At 62.7% G+C, this 15024-nt stretch carries 14 protein-coding genes and 1 pseudogene; 10 read left to right on the top strand and 5 right to left on the bottom strand.

Annotation, left to right across the window (positions count from 1 at the left end):
• The first annotated feature begins 3 nt into the window (after positions 1 to 3).
• From PPA02S_RS19590 to PPA02S_RS22860, 3 genes are read left to right on the top strand one after another with little or no spacing between them, the layout of a single operon-like run.
• Positions 4 to 1422 carry a cytochrome ubiquinol oxidase subunit I gene (locus PPA02S_RS19590; RefSeq protein WP_028634619.1) on the top strand — a complete coding sequence of 473 codons (1419 nt, stop codon included), beginning with the start codon at positions 4 to 6 and terminating at the stop codon, positions 1420 to 1422.
• 18 nt (positions 1423 to 1440) lie between these two features.
• Positions 1441 to 2448 carry a cytochrome d ubiquinol oxidase subunit II gene (cydB, locus tag PPA02S_RS19585; protein ID WP_028634620.1) on the top strand — a complete coding sequence of 336 codons (1008 nt, stop codon included), beginning with the start codon at positions 1441 to 1443 and terminating at the stop codon, positions 2446 to 2448.
• Entirely contained in the window at positions 2448 to 2594 is a 147-nt protein-coding gene (locus PPA02S_RS22860) for a DUF2474 domain-containing protein (RefSeq protein WP_080667881.1), read from the top strand. Before cydB ends, PPA02S_RS22860 begins: the two co-directional genes overlap by 1 nt.
• Positions 2595 to 2730: 136 nt before the next feature.
• On the opposite strand, the gene PPA02S_RS19580 is transcribed toward PPA02S_RS22860, so the two are convergent.
• From PPA02S_RS19580 to PPA02S_RS19570, 3 genes are all read right to left on the bottom strand, one after another.
• On the bottom strand, positions 2731 to 3372 hold the full coding sequence (locus tag PPA02S_RS19580) for a 3-oxoacid CoA-transferase subunit B (protein ID WP_028634621.1): 642 nt from the start codon (positions 3370 to 3372) through the stop codon (positions 2731 to 2733).
• A gap of 8 nt (positions 3373 to 3380) precedes the next feature.
• Entirely contained in the window at positions 3381 to 4076 is a 696-nt protein-coding gene (locus PPA02S_RS19575; protein WP_028634622.1) for a 3-oxoacid CoA-transferase subunit A, read from the bottom strand.
• A gap of 184 nt (positions 4077 to 4260) precedes the next feature.
• Positions 4261 to 5205 (bottom strand): LysR family transcriptional regulator, encoded by a 945-nt coding sequence (locus tag PPA02S_RS19570; protein ID WP_042141847.1) that lies wholly within the window; start codon positions 5203 to 5205, stop codon positions 4261 to 4263.
• Between the two features lie 165 nt (positions 5206 to 5370).
• On the opposite strand from PPA02S_RS19570, the gene mdlC reads away from it, so the two are divergent.
• The 3 genes from mdlC to PPA02S_RS19555 all read left to right on the top strand — a co-directional run bounded on the left by mdlC (position 5371) and on the right by PPA02S_RS19555 (position 9353).
• Positions 5371 to 6960 (top strand): benzoylformate decarboxylase, encoded by a 1590-nt coding sequence (gene mdlC, locus PPA02S_RS19565; protein ID WP_028634623.1) that lies wholly within the window; start codon positions 5371 to 5373, stop codon positions 6958 to 6960.
• A gap of 62 nt (positions 6961 to 7022) precedes the next feature.
• Complete coding sequence (locus tag PPA02S_RS19560; protein ID WP_028634624.1) at positions 7023 to 8357, top strand: MFS transporter; 1335 nt, start codon at positions 7023 to 7025, stop codon at positions 8355 to 8357.
• Positions 8358 to 8444: 87 nt separating this feature from the next.
• Entirely contained in the window at positions 8445 to 9353 is a 909-nt protein-coding gene (locus PPA02S_RS19555; RefSeq protein ID WP_028634625.1) for a ketopantoate reductase family protein, read from the top strand.
• On the opposite strand, the gene PPA02S_RS19550 is transcribed toward PPA02S_RS19555, so the two are convergent.
• Positions 9350 to 10219: a helix-turn-helix domain-containing protein gene (locus tag PPA02S_RS19550; RefSeq protein WP_033728130.1), complete on the bottom strand. Its 870-nt coding sequence runs from the start codon at positions 10217 to 10219 to the stop codon at positions 9350 to 9352. The two genes, PPA02S_RS19555 and PPA02S_RS19550, sit on opposite strands and share 4 nt — an antisense overlap.
• Positions 10220 to 10352: 133 nt before the next feature.
• On the opposite strand from PPA02S_RS19550, the gene pobA reads away from it, so the two are divergent.
• The 4 genes from pobA (at position 10353) to PPA02S_RS19530 (ending at position 14836) form a co-directional block, all read left to right on the top strand.
• On the top strand, positions 10353 to 11537 hold the full coding sequence (gene pobA / locus PPA02S_RS19545; RefSeq protein WP_028634627.1) for a 4-hydroxybenzoate 3-monooxygenase: 1185 nt from the start codon (positions 10353 to 10355) through the stop codon (positions 11535 to 11537).
• A 64-nt stretch (positions 11538 to 11601) separates the two neighbouring features.
• Positions 11602 to 13077: an aldehyde dehydrogenase family protein gene (locus tag PPA02S_RS19540; protein WP_028634628.1), complete on the top strand. Its 1476-nt coding sequence runs from the start codon at positions 11602 to 11604 to the stop codon at positions 13075 to 13077.
• A gap of 18 nt (positions 13078 to 13095) precedes the next feature.
• On the top strand, positions 13096 to 13869 hold the full coding sequence (locus tag PPA02S_RS19535; protein ID WP_028634629.1) for a coniferyl-alcohol dehydrogenase: 774 nt from the start codon (positions 13096 to 13098) through the stop codon (positions 13867 to 13869).
• Positions 13870 to 14050: 181 nt separating this feature from the next.
• Positions 14051 to 14836 carry an EAL domain-containing protein gene (locus PPA02S_RS19530; protein ID WP_028634630.1) on the top strand — a complete coding sequence of 262 codons (786 nt, stop codon included), beginning with the start codon at positions 14051 to 14053 and terminating at the stop codon, positions 14834 to 14836.
• An 8-nt stretch (positions 14837 to 14844) separates the two neighbouring features.
• Here PPA02S_RS19530 and PPA02S_RS19525 read toward each other — a convergent pair.
• Positions 14845 to 15024 (bottom strand): annotated as a pseudogene (locus tag PPA02S_RS19525) (cation transporter); the annotation flags it as partial.

Raw genomic sequence — 15024 nt, 5'->3', positions numbered from 1 at the left:
GCCGTGTCTGGCCTGACAGCGCTTGAACTGGCCCGCATACAGTTCGGTTTCACCGTGACGTTTCATATCGTCTTCCCAGCAATCACCATCGGCCTGGCGGCATTTCTGGCCATGCTGGAAGGGTTGTGGTTGTGGAAAAAAGACGACGCCTACCTCGACCTCTACCACTTCTGGTCGAAAATCTTCGCCGTCAACTTCGCCATGGGCGTGGTGTCCGGGCTGGTGATGGCCTATCAGTTTGGTACCAACTGGAGTTTCTATTCGCAGTTCGCGGGCAGCATCACCGGCCCGTTGCTCACCTACGAGGTGCTCACCGCCTTCTTCCTGGAGGCCGGCTTCCTCGGTGTGATGCTGTTCGGCTGGCACAAGGTCGGGCGCGGGCTGCATTTTTTCGCCACGGTGATGGTCGCGGTCGGCACGATGATTTCAGCCACCTGGATTCTCGCCTCCAATAGCTGGATGCAGACGCCCCAGGGGCACGAGGTGGTCAACGGTGTAGTGATCCCGGTGGACTGGCTCGCGATCATCTTCAACCCGTCCTTCCCCTATCGCCTGGCGCACATGGTCACCGCCGCCATGCTGTCGACAGCACTGTTCGTCGGCGCTTCGGGTGCATGGCACCTGCTCAAGGGCAACAAGACCCCGGCGGTGAAACGCATGTTCTCGATGGCGTTGTGGATGCTGCTGTTCACTGCGCCGTTGCAGGTGCTGATCGGTGACGTGCATGGCCTGAATACGCTCAAGCACCAGCCGGCAAAGATCGCTGCTGTCGAGGGCCACTGGGCCAACGTACCGGGTGAAGGGGTACCGCTGATTCTCTTCGGGCTGCCGGACATGGACGCGGAAACCACCCGCTTCAAGGTCGAGATCCCGCGGTTGGCGAGCCTGATCTTGACCCACTCGCTGGATGGGCAGATAGCCGGCCTGAAAGACTTCCCGCGTGAAGACCGGCCCAACGCCACCGTGCTGTTCTGGAGCTTCCGGGTGATGGTCGGGCTTGGCCTGCTGATGGTGCTGCTTGGCGGCTGGGGCGCCTGGGTGCGCTGGCGCGGCCGCTTGTACCAGTCGCCGATGCTGGCACGCTTCGCCCTGTGGATGGGGCCGTCAGGCCTGATCGCCTTGCTGGCGGGTTGGTATGTGACCGAAATCGGCCGCCAGCCTTGGGTGGTGTATGGGCTGATGCGCACCAAGGACGCGGTTTCCGAGCATTCGGCAATGACCCTCAGCATCGGCCTGGTGGTGCTGGTGGTGATGTACCTGGGCATCTTCGGCACGGGCATCGGCTACATGCTGCGCCTGGTGCGCAAAGGGCCACAGCCACATGAGCCGCACCCGGTGGACATCGCTGACAACCAGCGCCCGGCCCGCCCGCTGTCGGCAGTGGACGAGTCGCTCTATTGCGCCCCCAACACCACACATTGACTGACGGGAGACGTTGTCATGGGTATTGATCTTCCGCTGATCTGGTTTCTGATCATCGGCTTTGGGGTGATGATGTACGTCATCACCGACGGCTTCGACCTGGGGATTGGCATTCTTTTTCCCTTCATCCGTGACCGTGAACACCGCGACACCATGGTCAACACCGTGGCGCCGGTGTGGGACGGCAACGAGACCTGGCTGGTGCTGGGCGGGGCCGGCTTGATGGCGGCCTTTCCGAAGGTCTACGCGATCCTGCTGAGCGCGCTGTACCTGCCGGCGCTGGGCCTGCTGGCCGGGCTTATCTGGCGGGGCGTGTCGTTCGAGTTCCGCTTCAAGGCCGACGAGGCGCACAAGCCATTCTGGGACCGCGCATTCATGTCCGGCTCGTTCGCCGCAGCGTTCTTCCAGGGCGTGATTCTGGGGGCGTTCATCGAAGGCCATCAGATCGTCGATGGCGCCGCTACCAATGGCGTCATGGGCTGGCTGACGTTGTTCAATGTGTTCTGCGGGTTAGGTGTGGTCGTGGCCTACGCGCTGCTGGGGGCCACCTGGCTGGTGTACAAGACGGAAGGGCCCCTGCAGGCCAGTATCATTCGCGCCGCCACGCCGATCACCCTGGCCACGGTGGTGACCATGCTGGTGGTCAGCATCTGGACGCCGATGACGCACCCGGCCATCTTCGAGCGCTGGTTCAGCCTGCCGAACTTCTGGTTCTTCCTGCCAGTACCCCTGCTGGTGCTATTGGCCACCTGGGCGATTTTGCGCTCGCTGCGCGGCGAGCCGCACGCCGGGCCGTTCGTATGGTCGCTGGTGCTGGTGTTCCTGGGTTACACCGGGCTGGTCATCAGCATCTGGCCTTACGTGCTACCGCCCAGCCTGACCCTCTGGGATGCTGCAGGCCCTCCAGAGAGCCTGGGCTTTGCGCTGGTGGGGGCGCTGTTTATCATCCCGTTCATCCTCGGTTACTCGGCGTGGTCGTATTACGTATTTCGCGGCAAGGTCAAGGTGGGCGAGGGCTATCACTGATGAGAAAGCCCAACCCCCAATCCTCGCCAGGTACGTTCAACAGGCTTCTGTGGATGGTGGGCATCTGGGGCGTCAGCGTTGCCGCGCTTGGCGTCCTGGCCATGGCTGTACGCCTGGCCATGTCGCTTGCCGGCATGAAGCCTTGATGGCCACGCCTCATTAGGCGTTCTGGTAAAAGCTGGCCACCGGCAGTGGCCAGCTTCTCTTTACAGGCCCTGCCAGCCCAAGAGCAATGCCGGGGTCAATGGTTAACGGCTCTGCAGGCAAGGCAGGCAATAAAACTCATTCGATCAGTGGCACGCCACTGAGCGCCTGTAGTGCCTCGAACGAGAGGTCTGCGCAGATTTCTACGACTTTCAGCCCATCAGGCGTTACGTCCAGTACAGCCAGGTCCGTGTAGATGCGGCTCACGCAGCCAATACCCGTCAGCGGGTAAGTGCACGCGGGCACCAGCTTGCTTTCGCCAGTCTTGGTCAGGTGGTCCATCATCACGAACACCTGGCGGGCGCCGGTGGCCAGGTCCATCGCGCCGCCCACGGCCGGGATCGAGCCTTCGGCGCCGGTGTGCCAGTTGGCCAGGTCGCCCTTGACCGAGACCTGAAACGCCCCCAGCACGGCGATGTCCAGGTGGCCGCCACGCATCATCGAGAACGAGTCGGCATGGTGGAAGTAGGCGCCACCGGTAAGCAGCGTCACGTGCTGTTTGCCGGCGTTTATCAGGTCGTCATCTTCCTCGCCAGGTGCCGGGCTTGGTCCCATCCCCAGCAGGCCATTTTCGCTGTGCAGAAACACTTCTTTGTCGCCGAGGTAGTTTGCTACGAGGGTGGGCGCGCCGATGCCCAGGTTCACATAGGCGCCTTCCTGGATATCCGCGGCCACGCGTTGGGCCATTTCGGCACGGGAGAGCTTTTTGTTGATGGTCATGGCAGGCCTCAGGATGCGTGAGCGATTGGAGCGGTGGTGGCGTCAGGGACGGCAACCACGCGCTGGACGAAAATACCCGGGGTGATGATATGTTCCGGGTCCAGCTCGCCCAGCTCGACGATCTGGTCAACCTGAACGATCGCGGTCTTGGCGGCCATGGCCATGATGGGTCCGAAGTTGCGAGCGGCCTTGCGGTAGGTCAGGTTGCCCCAGCGGTCCCCTCTGTGCGCCTTGATCAAGGCGAAGTCAGCATGCAGCGGCATCTCCAGAACATACTGGCGGCCATCGATTTCACGGGTTTCCTTGCCCTCGGCAAGCAGGGTGCCGTAGCCCGTCGGTGAAAAGAAGGCACCAATGCCTGACCCCGCGGCGCGAATGCGTTCAGCCAGGTTACCTTGGGGCACCACTTCCAGTTCGATTTCGCCGGCGCGGTACAGGGCGTCGAACACGTAGGAATCTGACTGGCGCGGGAACGAGCAGATGATCTTGCGCACGCAGCCGGCCTTGAGCAAGGCGGCCAGGCCGGTGTCACCGTTACCCGCGTTGTTGCTGATGATGGTCAGCTCACGAGGGCGCAGGGCGATCAGCCCGTCGATGAGGGCAGAGGGCATACCTGCGTTGCCGAAACCACCGATCAGGAGGGTTGATCCGTCGGTGATGCCTGCCAAGGCGCTGGCGATGGACGAATGCGTTTTGTCGATCAAAGCGGGACTCCCCGTGAGTTCAGATGAAAGTTTCGGCACGAGGGATGGTAATAATCCGAATAGCGCCTGAAACGGATTGCAATTTCCGGACAGTTTGACTTAACCCGGAAACGCCGCCGAGAGGCGTGGGCTACTTGTGGGCGATTAACGAACCGTTGTTCAACAGCCCACTGTAGCTTGGCGGTCATGTACCCGTGCCACTGGCCTCGGTGAGTTTCTGGGCATCCAGGCTGCCAAGGCTGGTTTGTAACTGCCGCAGGAACCAGGTCAGGGCTGTGGATTGGGCGCTACGCGAGTGCCAGTGCAAGGACACTTCGAAACTCGGTACGTCGAATGGCAGTTCGAGGGTCTTGAGCTTTCTGGGTAACGGCATTTCGCAGAAGCTTTCGGCAATCTGGCTGGGCAGAATGCCCAGCAGGTCGCTGCCGGGAATCAACCGAGGAAGCACTGAAAAATGGGGCAGCCGCAGTTTTATCCGGCGCTCCACGCCCAGCCGTTTCAGTGCATCTTCGGCCATACCATGGCCAGAGGTGCGGGTAACCAGCACGTGGGGTTCGGCGAGGAACTGTTGCATGTTGATGGCATCCCCGATGCGGGGGTGAGCGGCGTCGAGCAGGCAGACATAGCGCTCCTTCATCAGCACGCGGGAAACCACGCCGTTGTCACTGAGCTTCTGGCTGCAGATAGCGGCATCGATATGACCGTCGTTGAGCCAGGTGCCAACCTTGTCAATTTCCAGGGGCACGACTTCCAGCTCGATGTTCGGCGCTGCTCGGCCAAGGCAATCCATCAGCCGAGGTAACAGTGCCATCTCGCCTAGGTCCGATAGGGCCAGGCGGAATTGTCGCTGTGAGTGGCTGGGGTCGAACTTGCGTGCCTCGCCCACCGCCGAGTCGATTGCCCGGGAAGCTTCCTTGAAGCTGCCGTAGAGCTGGGTGGCCAGCCGGGTGGGTTGCATGCCCTGACGGTTGCGCACGAACAAAGCGTCATCGAACTGCTCCCTGAGCTTGGCCAAGGCGTAGCTCACCGACGGCTGGGTAACGAACAGCCGCTGCGCCGTGGTGGTTACGCTGCGGGTTTCGTACAGGGTGATGAAAGTGGTGATGAGGTTGAGGTCGAAGCTGGCCATGGTCGTGGTTGTCCGTGCACGGGTGGCGGATGAGGGGGCGAGCGCGTAGCTGGCACACTCACTAACATAGGCAGTATTTATACAGCATCACTAAAACATTTATTTGATCGATCTATATGCCGTTCATAGAGTGGAAGCTTCAAGACATACGCGGACCCTAGCCTCATGCAAACCATTCACTCCGCCGCCTACACGCTGCTTCGGCGCCATGGCATGACTACCCTCTTCGGCAACCCAGGCTCGAACGAACTGCCATTCCTCAAGTCGTTCCCCGAGGACTTCCAGTATGTGCTGGGCCTGCACGAAGGCGCGGTGGTGGGCATGGCCGACGGCTATGCACTGGCCAGCGGCAAGCCGGCCTTCGTCAACCTGCATGCTGCCGCGGGTACCGGCAATGGCATGGGCGCGCTGACCAACTCCTGGTATTCGCACAGCCCGCTGGTGATCACCGCTGGCCAGCAAGTGCGGCCGATGATCGGGGTGGAAGCCATGCTGGCCAACGTCGATGCGGTGCAATTGCCCAAGCCGCTGGTCAAGTGGAGCTACGAGCCCGCCAACGCCCAGGACGTACCCCGCGCGCTAAGCCAGGCCATCCACTACGCCAACACCACGCCGAAAGCGCCGGTGTACCTGTCCATCCCGTACGACGATTGGGATGCACCTTGCGCACCGGGTGTGGAGCACCTGTTCGAGCGCCAGGTGCAGGTTGCCGGCACGCCCGATGCTGCGCAGTTGCAAGCGTTGATCGGGCAGCTGAACCAGGCCCGTAACCCGGTGCTGGTGCTGGGGCCGGAGGTCGACGCCACGCAGAGCAACGCGGCGGCAGTTGCCCTGGCCGACAAGCTGCACCTGCCGGTGTGGATAGCGCCGTCGGCCTCGCGCTGCCCGTTCCCCACCCGCCACCCCAGTTTTCGGGGCGTGCTGCCGGCGGCCATCGCCGGCATCAGCAAGACCCTCGACGGCCACGACCTGATCGTGGTGGTTGGCGCCCCGGTGTTCCGCTATCACCAATTTGCCCCGGGTGACTATCTGCCTGCCGGTGCTCGGCTGCTGCACATCACTTCCGACCCGCAGGAAGCCGCCCGTGCGCCGATGGGTGATGCATTGATTGGTGACATTGCCGTCACCCTGCAGGCGCTGGCGGGCGGCGTGGCGCAGCAGTCGCGCAGCTACCCTGAGGCACTGCCCGTGCCGCCCCCGGTGGCTGACGAGCCTCGCCACCTGCGTCCGGAAACCCTCTTCGATGTGCTGGATGCCGTAGCCCCGCACGACGCCATCTACGTCAAGGAATCCACCTCGACCACCAGCGCCTTCTGGCAGCGCATGAACCTGCGGCACCCAGGCAGTTATTACTTCCCTGCCGCCGGCGGCCTGGGCTTTGGCCTGCCTGCGGCGGTGGGCGTGCAGTTGGCGCAACCGCAGCGCCGGGTAGTCGCACTGATCGGTGATGGCTCTGCCAACTACGGCATCACTGCCCTGTGGACCGCTGCCCAGTACCGCGTGCCGGTGGTGTTCATCATCCTCAAGAACGGCACCTACGGTGCCTTGCGCTGGTTCGCCGGGGTGCTCAAGGCCGAAGACGCGCCTGGCCTGGACGTGCCTGGCCTGGATTTCTGCGCCATCGCCAAGGGCTATGGCGTGAAGGCGGTGCACACCGACACCCGCGCCAGTTTCGAAGCCGCTTTGCGCGCAGCGCTGGATGCCAACGAACCGACCGTCATCGAGGTACCGACTGTCACCATCGAACCTCATTGATCGGCAGCGGGGGCCATCGAAGCTCCCCGCACCCACTTACATAACAACAAGAAGACATCGCCATGACCCAAAAACGTGCGCTGGACGTCGCAGGGGCCGCGCCCCTCGGCAAACTTCATTACACACTGCTGTTCTGGTGCTCTTTCATCATGCTGTTCGACGGCTACGACCTGGTCATCTACGGCTCGGTGGTACCACGGCTGATGGAGGCGTGGGCGCTAAGGCCCGTCATCGCCGGCTGGATGGGCAGCGCGGCGCTGTTCGGCATGATGTTCGGTGCTGTGGTGGTCGGCCCGCTGGCGGACCGGCTTGGCCGGCGCAAGGTGATCATCTGCTCCATGGGCCTTGCCAGCCTGTGCGCGCTGATGACGGCGTTCACCTGGGACGCGCCGAGTTTTGCCCTGGCCCGCTTCGTCACCGGCGTAGGCCTGGGCGGCGCGATTCCCAACATCGTTGCCCTGATGAACGACCTGGCGCCCACCGCCCGGCGCAGTTCGCTCACCACCATCATGCTCAGCTTCTACTCGATCGGCGCGATGATCTCTGCGCTGGTGGCCATGCTGATCATCCCGCGCTACGGCTGGGAAGCAACCTTCATCATCGGTGGGCTGCCACTGCTGTGCCTGCCTTGGCTGGCGCGGCAATTGCCCGAGTCGCTGCACTACCTGCTGGAGAAGGACCTGGCTGGCGCAAGCCGTTTGCTCACCCGCATTCACCCACAGGTGAACAGCAGCCAGGTCAGTTTCGAAGCGCCGGTCAGAACATCGTCTGCCGCGCCGCTCTCGCGCTTGTTCGCCGAAGGCCGGGGTGTTGGCACCGTGTTCCTGTGGCTGGGCTTTGGCATGTGCATGCTGATGGTTTACGGCCTCAACACCTGGCTGCCGAAAATCATGGTCGCCGGTGGCTTCGAGCTGGGCTCGAGCCTGATGTTCCTGGTCACCCTCAACATCGGCGCCACCATCGGTGCGCTGGGCGGTGGCTGGTTGGCCGACCGCTGGGGCTGCAAGCCAACATTGATGCTGTTCTTCCTGCTTGCCGTGGTGTCGCTGTGCAGCCTGGGGGTCAAGCCCGGCCCGGTGCTGCTGAACATCATGTTGCTGATTGCCGGCGCTACCACCATCGGCACCCTGGCGGTCATGCACGCCTTCGCCGCCCAGCAGTATCCCAGCGAGATTCGCGCCACCGGGGTCAGCTGGTGCTCGGCAATCGGCCGCTTCGGCGGCGTTGCCGGGCCGACCCTGGGCGGGGTGATGATGAGCATGAACCTGCCATTGCAGCTCAATTTCATCCTGTGCGCCGTGCCTGGTGCGGTGGCGATCTTCGCCGTTGCGATGATTCGCAAGCGCCGCGCTGCCGTGCCGGCTGCACCGGGCCGGGCGCTGCAGGCGCGTTCCTGACCTGACCCGGTAGATTGTGCCGTTTCAACAACGTGAGTTCCCCTTGGGTTTTTTCCTGTGTCGATTCATCTATCCGAAGGAGCAGCGATGAAAATTGCGATTGTGGGTGCAGGGGCAATGGGCGGGTTATTCGGTGCGCGCCTGGCGTTGGCAGGGCAGGCTGTGTCACTCGTCGAAGCCTCCGACCACGCCATCGAGGTCATTACCCGCCAGGGGTTGCGGCTGGAAACGCCGGATGTGCAAACCACCGTGCACATCCCGATCAGCCGCGCTGCGCAATTGTCAGGGCACTTCGACTTGCTGGTGATCTTCACCAAAGGCTTTCACACCGCCGCAGCCATCGACTCGGTGCGCCACCTGGTATGCCCCGACACCTGGGCCTTGTCGGTGCAGAACGGGCTAGGCAATGCCGAGATCATTGCCGGCGTGGTACCTGCCGAACGCGTGATCGTGGGCATGACCAATTTGCCGGCAGACCTGGTGGCGCCAGGTGTGGTGCACAGTCATGGGGAAGGGCACATCAACCTCTGGGCTGGCAGTGGCAAGGACGCGCAGCGCGTGCATGAGGTGGCGGCCGTGTTCAGCCAGGCCGGGTTGCCCTGTGAAGCCGACCCGCAAGTGCAGGTGGCCATATGGGAAAAGGTGGCGTTCAACGCGGCGCTCAACTCGGTGTGCGCCGTCACTCGCCAGACTGTCGGCGCGGTGGGCAGCACCGATCAGGGCCGACAGGTGCTTGGCGATATCCTTGATGAAACGGTGGCGGTCGCCAAGGCTGCCGGTATCGCTGTCGATGGCCAGAGGGTGCGCGCGTCGGTGGACTACGCGGTGCGCAATCACCAACAGCACAAGCCGTCGATGCTGCAAGACCTGGAAGCCGGGCGCAAAACCGAGATCGATTTCATCAATGGCGCCGTGGTAGCTCACGGCAAGCGGGTGAGCGTAGCCACGCCGGTACTGCAGGCGCTGTACAACCTGGTCAAAGCCAGCGAAGGCTAGGCCTCGCGCCGTTGCAGGCGGAACGCCTTGGGCGTCAGCCCGGTGGCCCGCTTGAAGAAGCGCGAGAAGTACGCCTGCTCGGCAAAGCCCAGGCTGTCGGCGACCTGGCCGATGGTCATGGAGGTGTACACCAGGTTGCGCTTGGCCTCCAGTACCACCCGCTGGTTCACCTGCTGTAACGCCGATTGCCCGGTCAGTTGCCGGCACAGGGCGTTGAGGTGAGCGACGCTGACGCCGATCTGCCGGGCGTAGTGCTCGATCTGCTGGTGCTCGCGAAAGTGCCGCTCGATCAACTGCGTCAGGTGGTCCAGGTGCTGCTGGCCGCGCTCCCTGGGTTTGGCGATGTGCTGCACGCGTTCGCGTGAGCGGCGCGACAGCCACACCAGCAGCGCGCAGATCACGGACTGCAGCATCAGGTCGCGCTCCGGGCGCTGCTGGAGGTATTCCTCGGTCAGTTGGCCAAACAGGTCATCGAGGTAGCGGCGGTCGTCACCTGCCCAGTAGCACTCGGCCTGGGCCATGGGTTTGCCTTCGAGCAACGGCGTGAAGCGCTCCAGCACCGGTTTGGCCAGGCTGATCACATAGCCCTGTATATCTTCGGAAAAGCGAAAACCATGAATGCTCATCACCGGTACCACCTGCAAGGCGCCGCCGCTGATCTGCTGCTCAACGCCTTCGACCAGCACGTGTGCCTGCCCGGCCTGTACATACAGCAACTGGGCAAGGTCGCCATGGCGGTGGGTCTTGATTTCCCAGTCGTGCAGGCGGCTGCGCTCGGGGATGGACTCGCAGTGGATCAGGTCCGGGGTTGGCCAGGACGTCTCGCCATACAGCTTGAAGACTGGAACACCCTTGGCAGCCAACATACGCAATCCTCGGTAATCCTCGAAAAGTCCAACAAATAAAGCAGAAATTGCCTTCTTCTGGGAGCTTTATCTGCGAAAAATACAGAACGACAAATCGTAACCCAGAGCCTGTCGGCTCATGAGGATAAAAACAATGAAGACTCAAATTGCCATTATTGGTGCCGGTCCGTCCGGGCTGCTGCTGGGCCAGCTGCTGCACAAGGCGGGTATCGACAACATCATCATCGAGCGCCAAAGCCCCGACTACGTGCTTGGCCGCATCCGTGCCGGCGTGCTGGAGCAGGGTATGGTCGACCTGCTGCGTGAAGCCGGTGTCGGCGAACGCATGGACCGCGAAGGGCTGGTGCACGACGGCTTCGAACTGGCGTTCGACAACCGCGTCGAACACATCAACCTGCGCGAACTGACGGGCGGCAAGACCGTCATGATCTACGGCCAGACCGAGGTCACCCGCGACCTGATGGAAGCGCGCAGTGCCAGCGGTGCTCCCACCTACTACGATGCGGCCGACGTGCAGTTGCACGAACTCAAAGGTCAGAAACCCTACGTCACCTTTGTTCAGGATGGCCAGCCGGTCCGCATCGAGTGTGACCTGATCGCTGGCTGTGACGGTTACCACGGCGTTTCGCGCAAATCGATCCCTGACGGTGTGCTCAAGGAGTTTGAGCGGGTGTACCCGTTCGGCTGGCTGGGCGTACTGGCCGATACGCCTCCGGTGAATGACGAACTGATCTACGCCAGCCACGAGCGCGGCTTTGCCTTGTGCAGCATGCGTTCGCCAACCCGCACCCGCTACTACGTGCAGGTCGCCAGCGAAGAAAAAGTCGAGGACTGGTCCGACCAGCGCTTCTGGGACGAGCTGAAAAGCCGCTTGCCCAAGCCGGTCGCCGACAAGCTGATCACGGGCCCGTCCATCGAAAAGAGCATCGCGCCGCTGCGCAGCTTCGTGGTCGAACCCATGCAGTACGGGCACCTCTTCCTGGTGGGCGACGCCGCGCACATCGTGCCGCCCACCGGTGCCAAAGGGCTGAACCTGGCTGCCAGCGACGTCAGCACGCTGTACCACATCTTGCTCAAGTACTACCGCGAAGGGCGCCAGGACCTGCTTGAACGCTACTCGCAGATCTGCCTGCGCCGGGTCTGGAAGGCTGAGCGTTTCTCCTGGTGGATGACCTCGATGCTGCACCAGTTCCCCGGCACCGACGCCTTCAGCCAGCGCATGCAGCAAACTGAACTGGACTACTACGTAGGCTCTGAGGCTGGGCGCAAGTCCATCGCCGAGAACTACGTTGGCTTGCCTTACGAGCCGGTGGAGTGACACCCCTGGCGGTGCGATCGACGACTTATCAGACGATGAGCGCAATTCTTATAAGAGGTAACTCATGACTCACCTTGCCACGCAATTCCCTGTCTTCTCCCAGCAGTTCATTGCCGGCCAATGGCGCGACGGCCGCGATGGCAGTGTGCTGCACGTGACCAACCCGTTCGATGGCAGCCAACTGGCACAGATCGTCCAGGCGGACCGCGATGATCTTGACGAGGCCTACCGCAAGGCCGCTGAAGCGCAGGTGAAATGGGCCGCCACCGGCCCGGCCGAACGTGCTGCCGTGATGCACCGAGCGGTGCAACTGTTCGATGAGCACCGCGAAGCGATCATCGACTGGATCATCCGCGAGTCTGGCAGTACCCGCATCAAGGCGCAGATCGAGTGGGGCGCAGCCCGCGGTATCACCCTGGAGTCGGCGTCGTTCCCGGCGCGCGTGCACGGCCGCCTGCTGCCGTCCAACGTGCCGGGCAAGGAAAACCGCGTGTACCGCGAGGCGCTGGGCGTGGTAGGCGTGATCAGCCCATGGAACTTCCCGCTGCACCTGTCGCAACGCTCCGTGGCACCCGCCCTGGCGCTGGGCAACGCAGTGGTGATCAAGCCGGCCAGCGATACGCCGGTGACCGGTGGGTTGCTGCTGGCCAGCCTCTACGAGGCTGCCGGCCTGCCCGCCGGGCTGCTCAGTGTGGTGGTAGGGGCCGGGTCCAAGATCGGTAACGCCTTCGTCGAACATGAGGTGCCCAAGTTCATCTCGTTCACGGGCTCCACCCCGGTGGGCCTGAACATCGGCCGCCTGGCCTCCGGTGGCCAGCACCTCAAGCACGTGGCCCTTGAGCTGGGTGGCAACAGCCCGTTCGTGGTGCTGGCCGATGCCGACCTGGAGCAGGCGGTGAATGCGGCAGTGATGGGCAAGTTTCTGCACCAGGGGCAGATTTGCATGGCGATCAACCGCATCATCGTCGAAGACGCCCTGCACGATGCCTTCGTCGAGCGTTATGCCGAGCGCGTCAAGGCGCTGAAAGTGGGCAACCCGCATGACGCCGATACGGTGGTCGGGCCCATCATCAATGCCAAGCAGTTGCAAGGCCTGCTGGAGAAGGTGGCGCGTGCCAAGGAGGAGGGTGCCCGCGTGGTGGTGGAAGGCGACGTACAGGGCCAGTTACTGCCGCCCCACGTATTTGCCGACGTTACCAAGGACATGGAAATCGCCCGCGAAGAGATCTTTGGCCCGCTGGTGGGCATTCAGCGTGCACGTGACGAAGCTCACGCCCTGGCGTTGGCCAACGACAGCGAGTTCGGCCTGTCCAGTGCTGTGTTCAGCGGTAACCTTGAGCGTGCCGTGCGTTTCGCCCGCCAGGTCAAGGCAGGCATGACCCACGTCAACGACATCCCGGTCAATGACGAGGCTCATGCGCCGTTCGGCGGTGAAAAAAACTCAGGCCTCGGGCGCTTCAACGGCGACTGGGCCATCGAGGAATTCACCACCGATCACTGGGTCAGCGTGCAAGGCAGCCCGCGCCGCTACCCCTTCTGATGCTGACGGAGAATGCTCATGCTCAACGGTAAAAAGCTGGTCATTACCGGTGTCGCCTCCGGCATCGGCGAACAAACTGCGCAACTGGCACGCGCCCAGGGCGCCTACGTCATTGGCGTGGACATCAACCGACCCAAGGTCGAGGTCGACCAGTTCATCCAGGCCGACCTGTCGTCACAGGCCTCCATCGACAGCCTGCTCGGCCAACTGCCGGACGGCATCGATGGCCTGGCCAACATCGCGGGGTTGCCACCCACGCTCAATGCCGAGTTGGTGCTCAAGGTCAACCTGGTGGGCCTGAAGTACCTGACCCTCGGCCTGGTACCGCAACTGGCCGACAATGCCGCCATCGTCAACCTGGCATCGCTGGCCGGTGTTGGCTGGCCACAGTCGGTCACGGCCATCCACGACAGCGAACACCTGAGCTTTTCCGGTACCGCGGCCTTCTGCACCCGCCATGAGATCGTGGGGGCGCGTAGCTACTTCTTCTCCAAGGAGGCACTGATCGCCTGGACCCTGCAGCACCGCTGGACCTGGCGCGAACGGGGTATTCGCATGAATGCGGTAAGCCCTGGCCCGGTGGACACGCCGATTCTCAAGGACTTCATCGAAACCCTGGGCGCCCGCGCCGAAGAAGACATGAAAACCATGGACCGGCCTGGCCGTGCCAGCGACATTGCCCCGGTGGTGGCCTTTCTGCTAAGCGACGGTTCGCGCTGGATGCGCGGCACCAATGTGGCGGTAGACGGGGGGATGCATTCGCATATTCTGGCCAGCAGCAACGGCCTCTGAGTTCAGTGATCGGCGTCTCTCCAACTTGACAGGGGCTGCTATGCAGCCCACTGTCAACTTCCAGATATGGCAATTTGCTACTTTCTGCCCCCACCCCTGCACGTCTGGCAATTGCCGCGGTCCAAACGCATACCAGACTCATATCTGCACACGTACCGCTCAAGACGCTGTAGGAGGCCACATGCCCGCGCTCATATTCCCCCAGCCCTTCGAAGCGATCGGTTGCAAACAATGCCGAGAACTGGCCGACCTGGGTTTTGGCATCACCATGGCGTTCCAGCCCATCGTCCACCAGCCCACTGGCAAGCCTTACGCCTACGAGGCACTGGTAAGGGGGTTGGCAGGGGAGGGCGCGGCAGAAATCCTGGCCAAGGTCACACCTGACAACCTCTACCGTTTCGACCAGGCCTGCCGTGTCAAAGCCATCGAGAAGGCCGCCGAGCTGGGGCTCAACCGTGTGGAGGCGTGCAAGCTCAGCATCAACTTTTTGCCCAATGCGGTTTACCGCCCCAGTACCTGTATCAGGGCAACGCTGGAGGCCTCACGGCAGTTCGACTTCCCGGCCGACCGGCTGATCTTCGAGGTGACCGAGGGTGAGCGGGTGGAAGATCCCGAGCATCTGAAGTCGATTTTTCGCGAATACGGCCGGCAAGGCTTCACCACCGCCATCGACGATTTTGGCTCTGGCTACTCGGGGCTGAACCTGCTGGCAGAGTTCCAGCCCGACCTGTTGAAACTGGACATGGCCCTCACCCGCAACCTGTGCCGCGACCCTGTTCGCCAAGCCATCGTTGCGGGGATCGTGTTGGTCGCTCAGCGGCTGGGTATCCTCCTGGTGGCGGAGGGCGTGGAGACTGAAGCTGAATGTGATGCACTGGCGGCATTGGGGATTGAGCTTATGCAGGGTTACTACTTTGCCCGGCCTGCCATCAACAGCCTGCCGCTGATCGAACGCCTGCGCGGCTGACTAACGGCTTACTCAGCCCACTCCGGGTCGCCGGTAAACACCACCGTCAGCCAGCGGTTCGGGCCTTCACCGCCGAGCGCCTCGCCCACTTCGTTGCGCCAGGCGTCCCATTCCTCGATGGTTTTCGCCGCCATGCCAGCGGGCACGATGAAGTACAGCTCGATTTCCCGCGAGCGGCCCACCTTGGC

Source organism: Pseudomonas parafulva NBRC 16636 = DSM 17004 (genome assembly GCF_000730645.1).
Taxonomy (GTDB): Bacteria; Pseudomonadota; Gammaproteobacteria; order Pseudomonadales; family Pseudomonadaceae; genus Aquipseudomonas; species Aquipseudomonas parafulva.
This window is presented reverse-complemented; position numbering and strand designations above follow the sequence as displayed.

Bases quoted from the DNA above. Each gene is read 5' to 3' on its own strand.
- pobA (WP_028634627.1), top strand. From the start codon at position 10,353: ATGAAGACTCAAATTGCCATTATTGGTGCCGGTCCGTCCGGGCTGCTG.
- PPA02S_RS19570 (WP_042141847.1), bottom strand. From the start codon at position 5,205: ATGGCCAGCTTCGACCTCAACCTCATCACCACTTTCATCACCCTGTAC.
- PPA02S_RS19540 (WP_028634628.1), top strand. From the start codon at position 11,602: ATGACTCACCTTGCCACGCAATTCCCTGTCTTCTCCCAGCAGTTCATT.
- PPA02S_RS19560 (WP_028634624.1), top strand. From the start codon at position 7,023: ATGACCCAAAAACGTGCGCTGGACGTCGCAGGGGCCGCGCCCCTCGGC.
- PPA02S_RS19580 (WP_028634621.1), bottom strand. From the start codon at position 3,372: ATGACCATCAACAAAAAGCTCTCCCGTGCCGAAATGGCCCAACGCGTG.
- PPA02S_RS19530 (WP_028634630.1), top strand. From the start codon at position 14,051: ATGCCCGCGCTCATATTCCCCCAGCCCTTCGAAGCGATCGGTTGCAAA.
- PPA02S_RS19550 (WP_033728130.1), bottom strand. From the start codon at position 10,219: ATGTTGGCTGCCAAGGGTGTTCCAGTCTTCAAGCTGTATGGCGAGACG.
- mdlC (WP_028634623.1), top strand. From the start codon at position 5,371: ATGCAAACCATTCACTCCGCCGCCTACACGCTGCTTCGGCGCCATGGC.
- PPA02S_RS22860 (WP_080667881.1), top strand. From the start codon at position 2,448: ATGAGAAAGCCCAACCCCCAATCCTCGCCAGGTACGTTCAACAGGCTT.
- cydB (WP_028634620.1), top strand. From the start codon at position 1,441: ATGGGTATTGATCTTCCGCTGATCTGGTTTCTGATCATCGGCTTTGGG.
- PPA02S_RS19555 (WP_028634625.1), top strand. From the start codon at position 8,445: ATGAAAATTGCGATTGTGGGTGCAGGGGCAATGGGCGGGTTATTCGGT.
- PPA02S_RS19535 (WP_028634629.1), top strand. From the start codon at position 13,096: ATGCTCAACGGTAAAAAGCTGGTCATTACCGGTGTCGCCTCCGGCATC.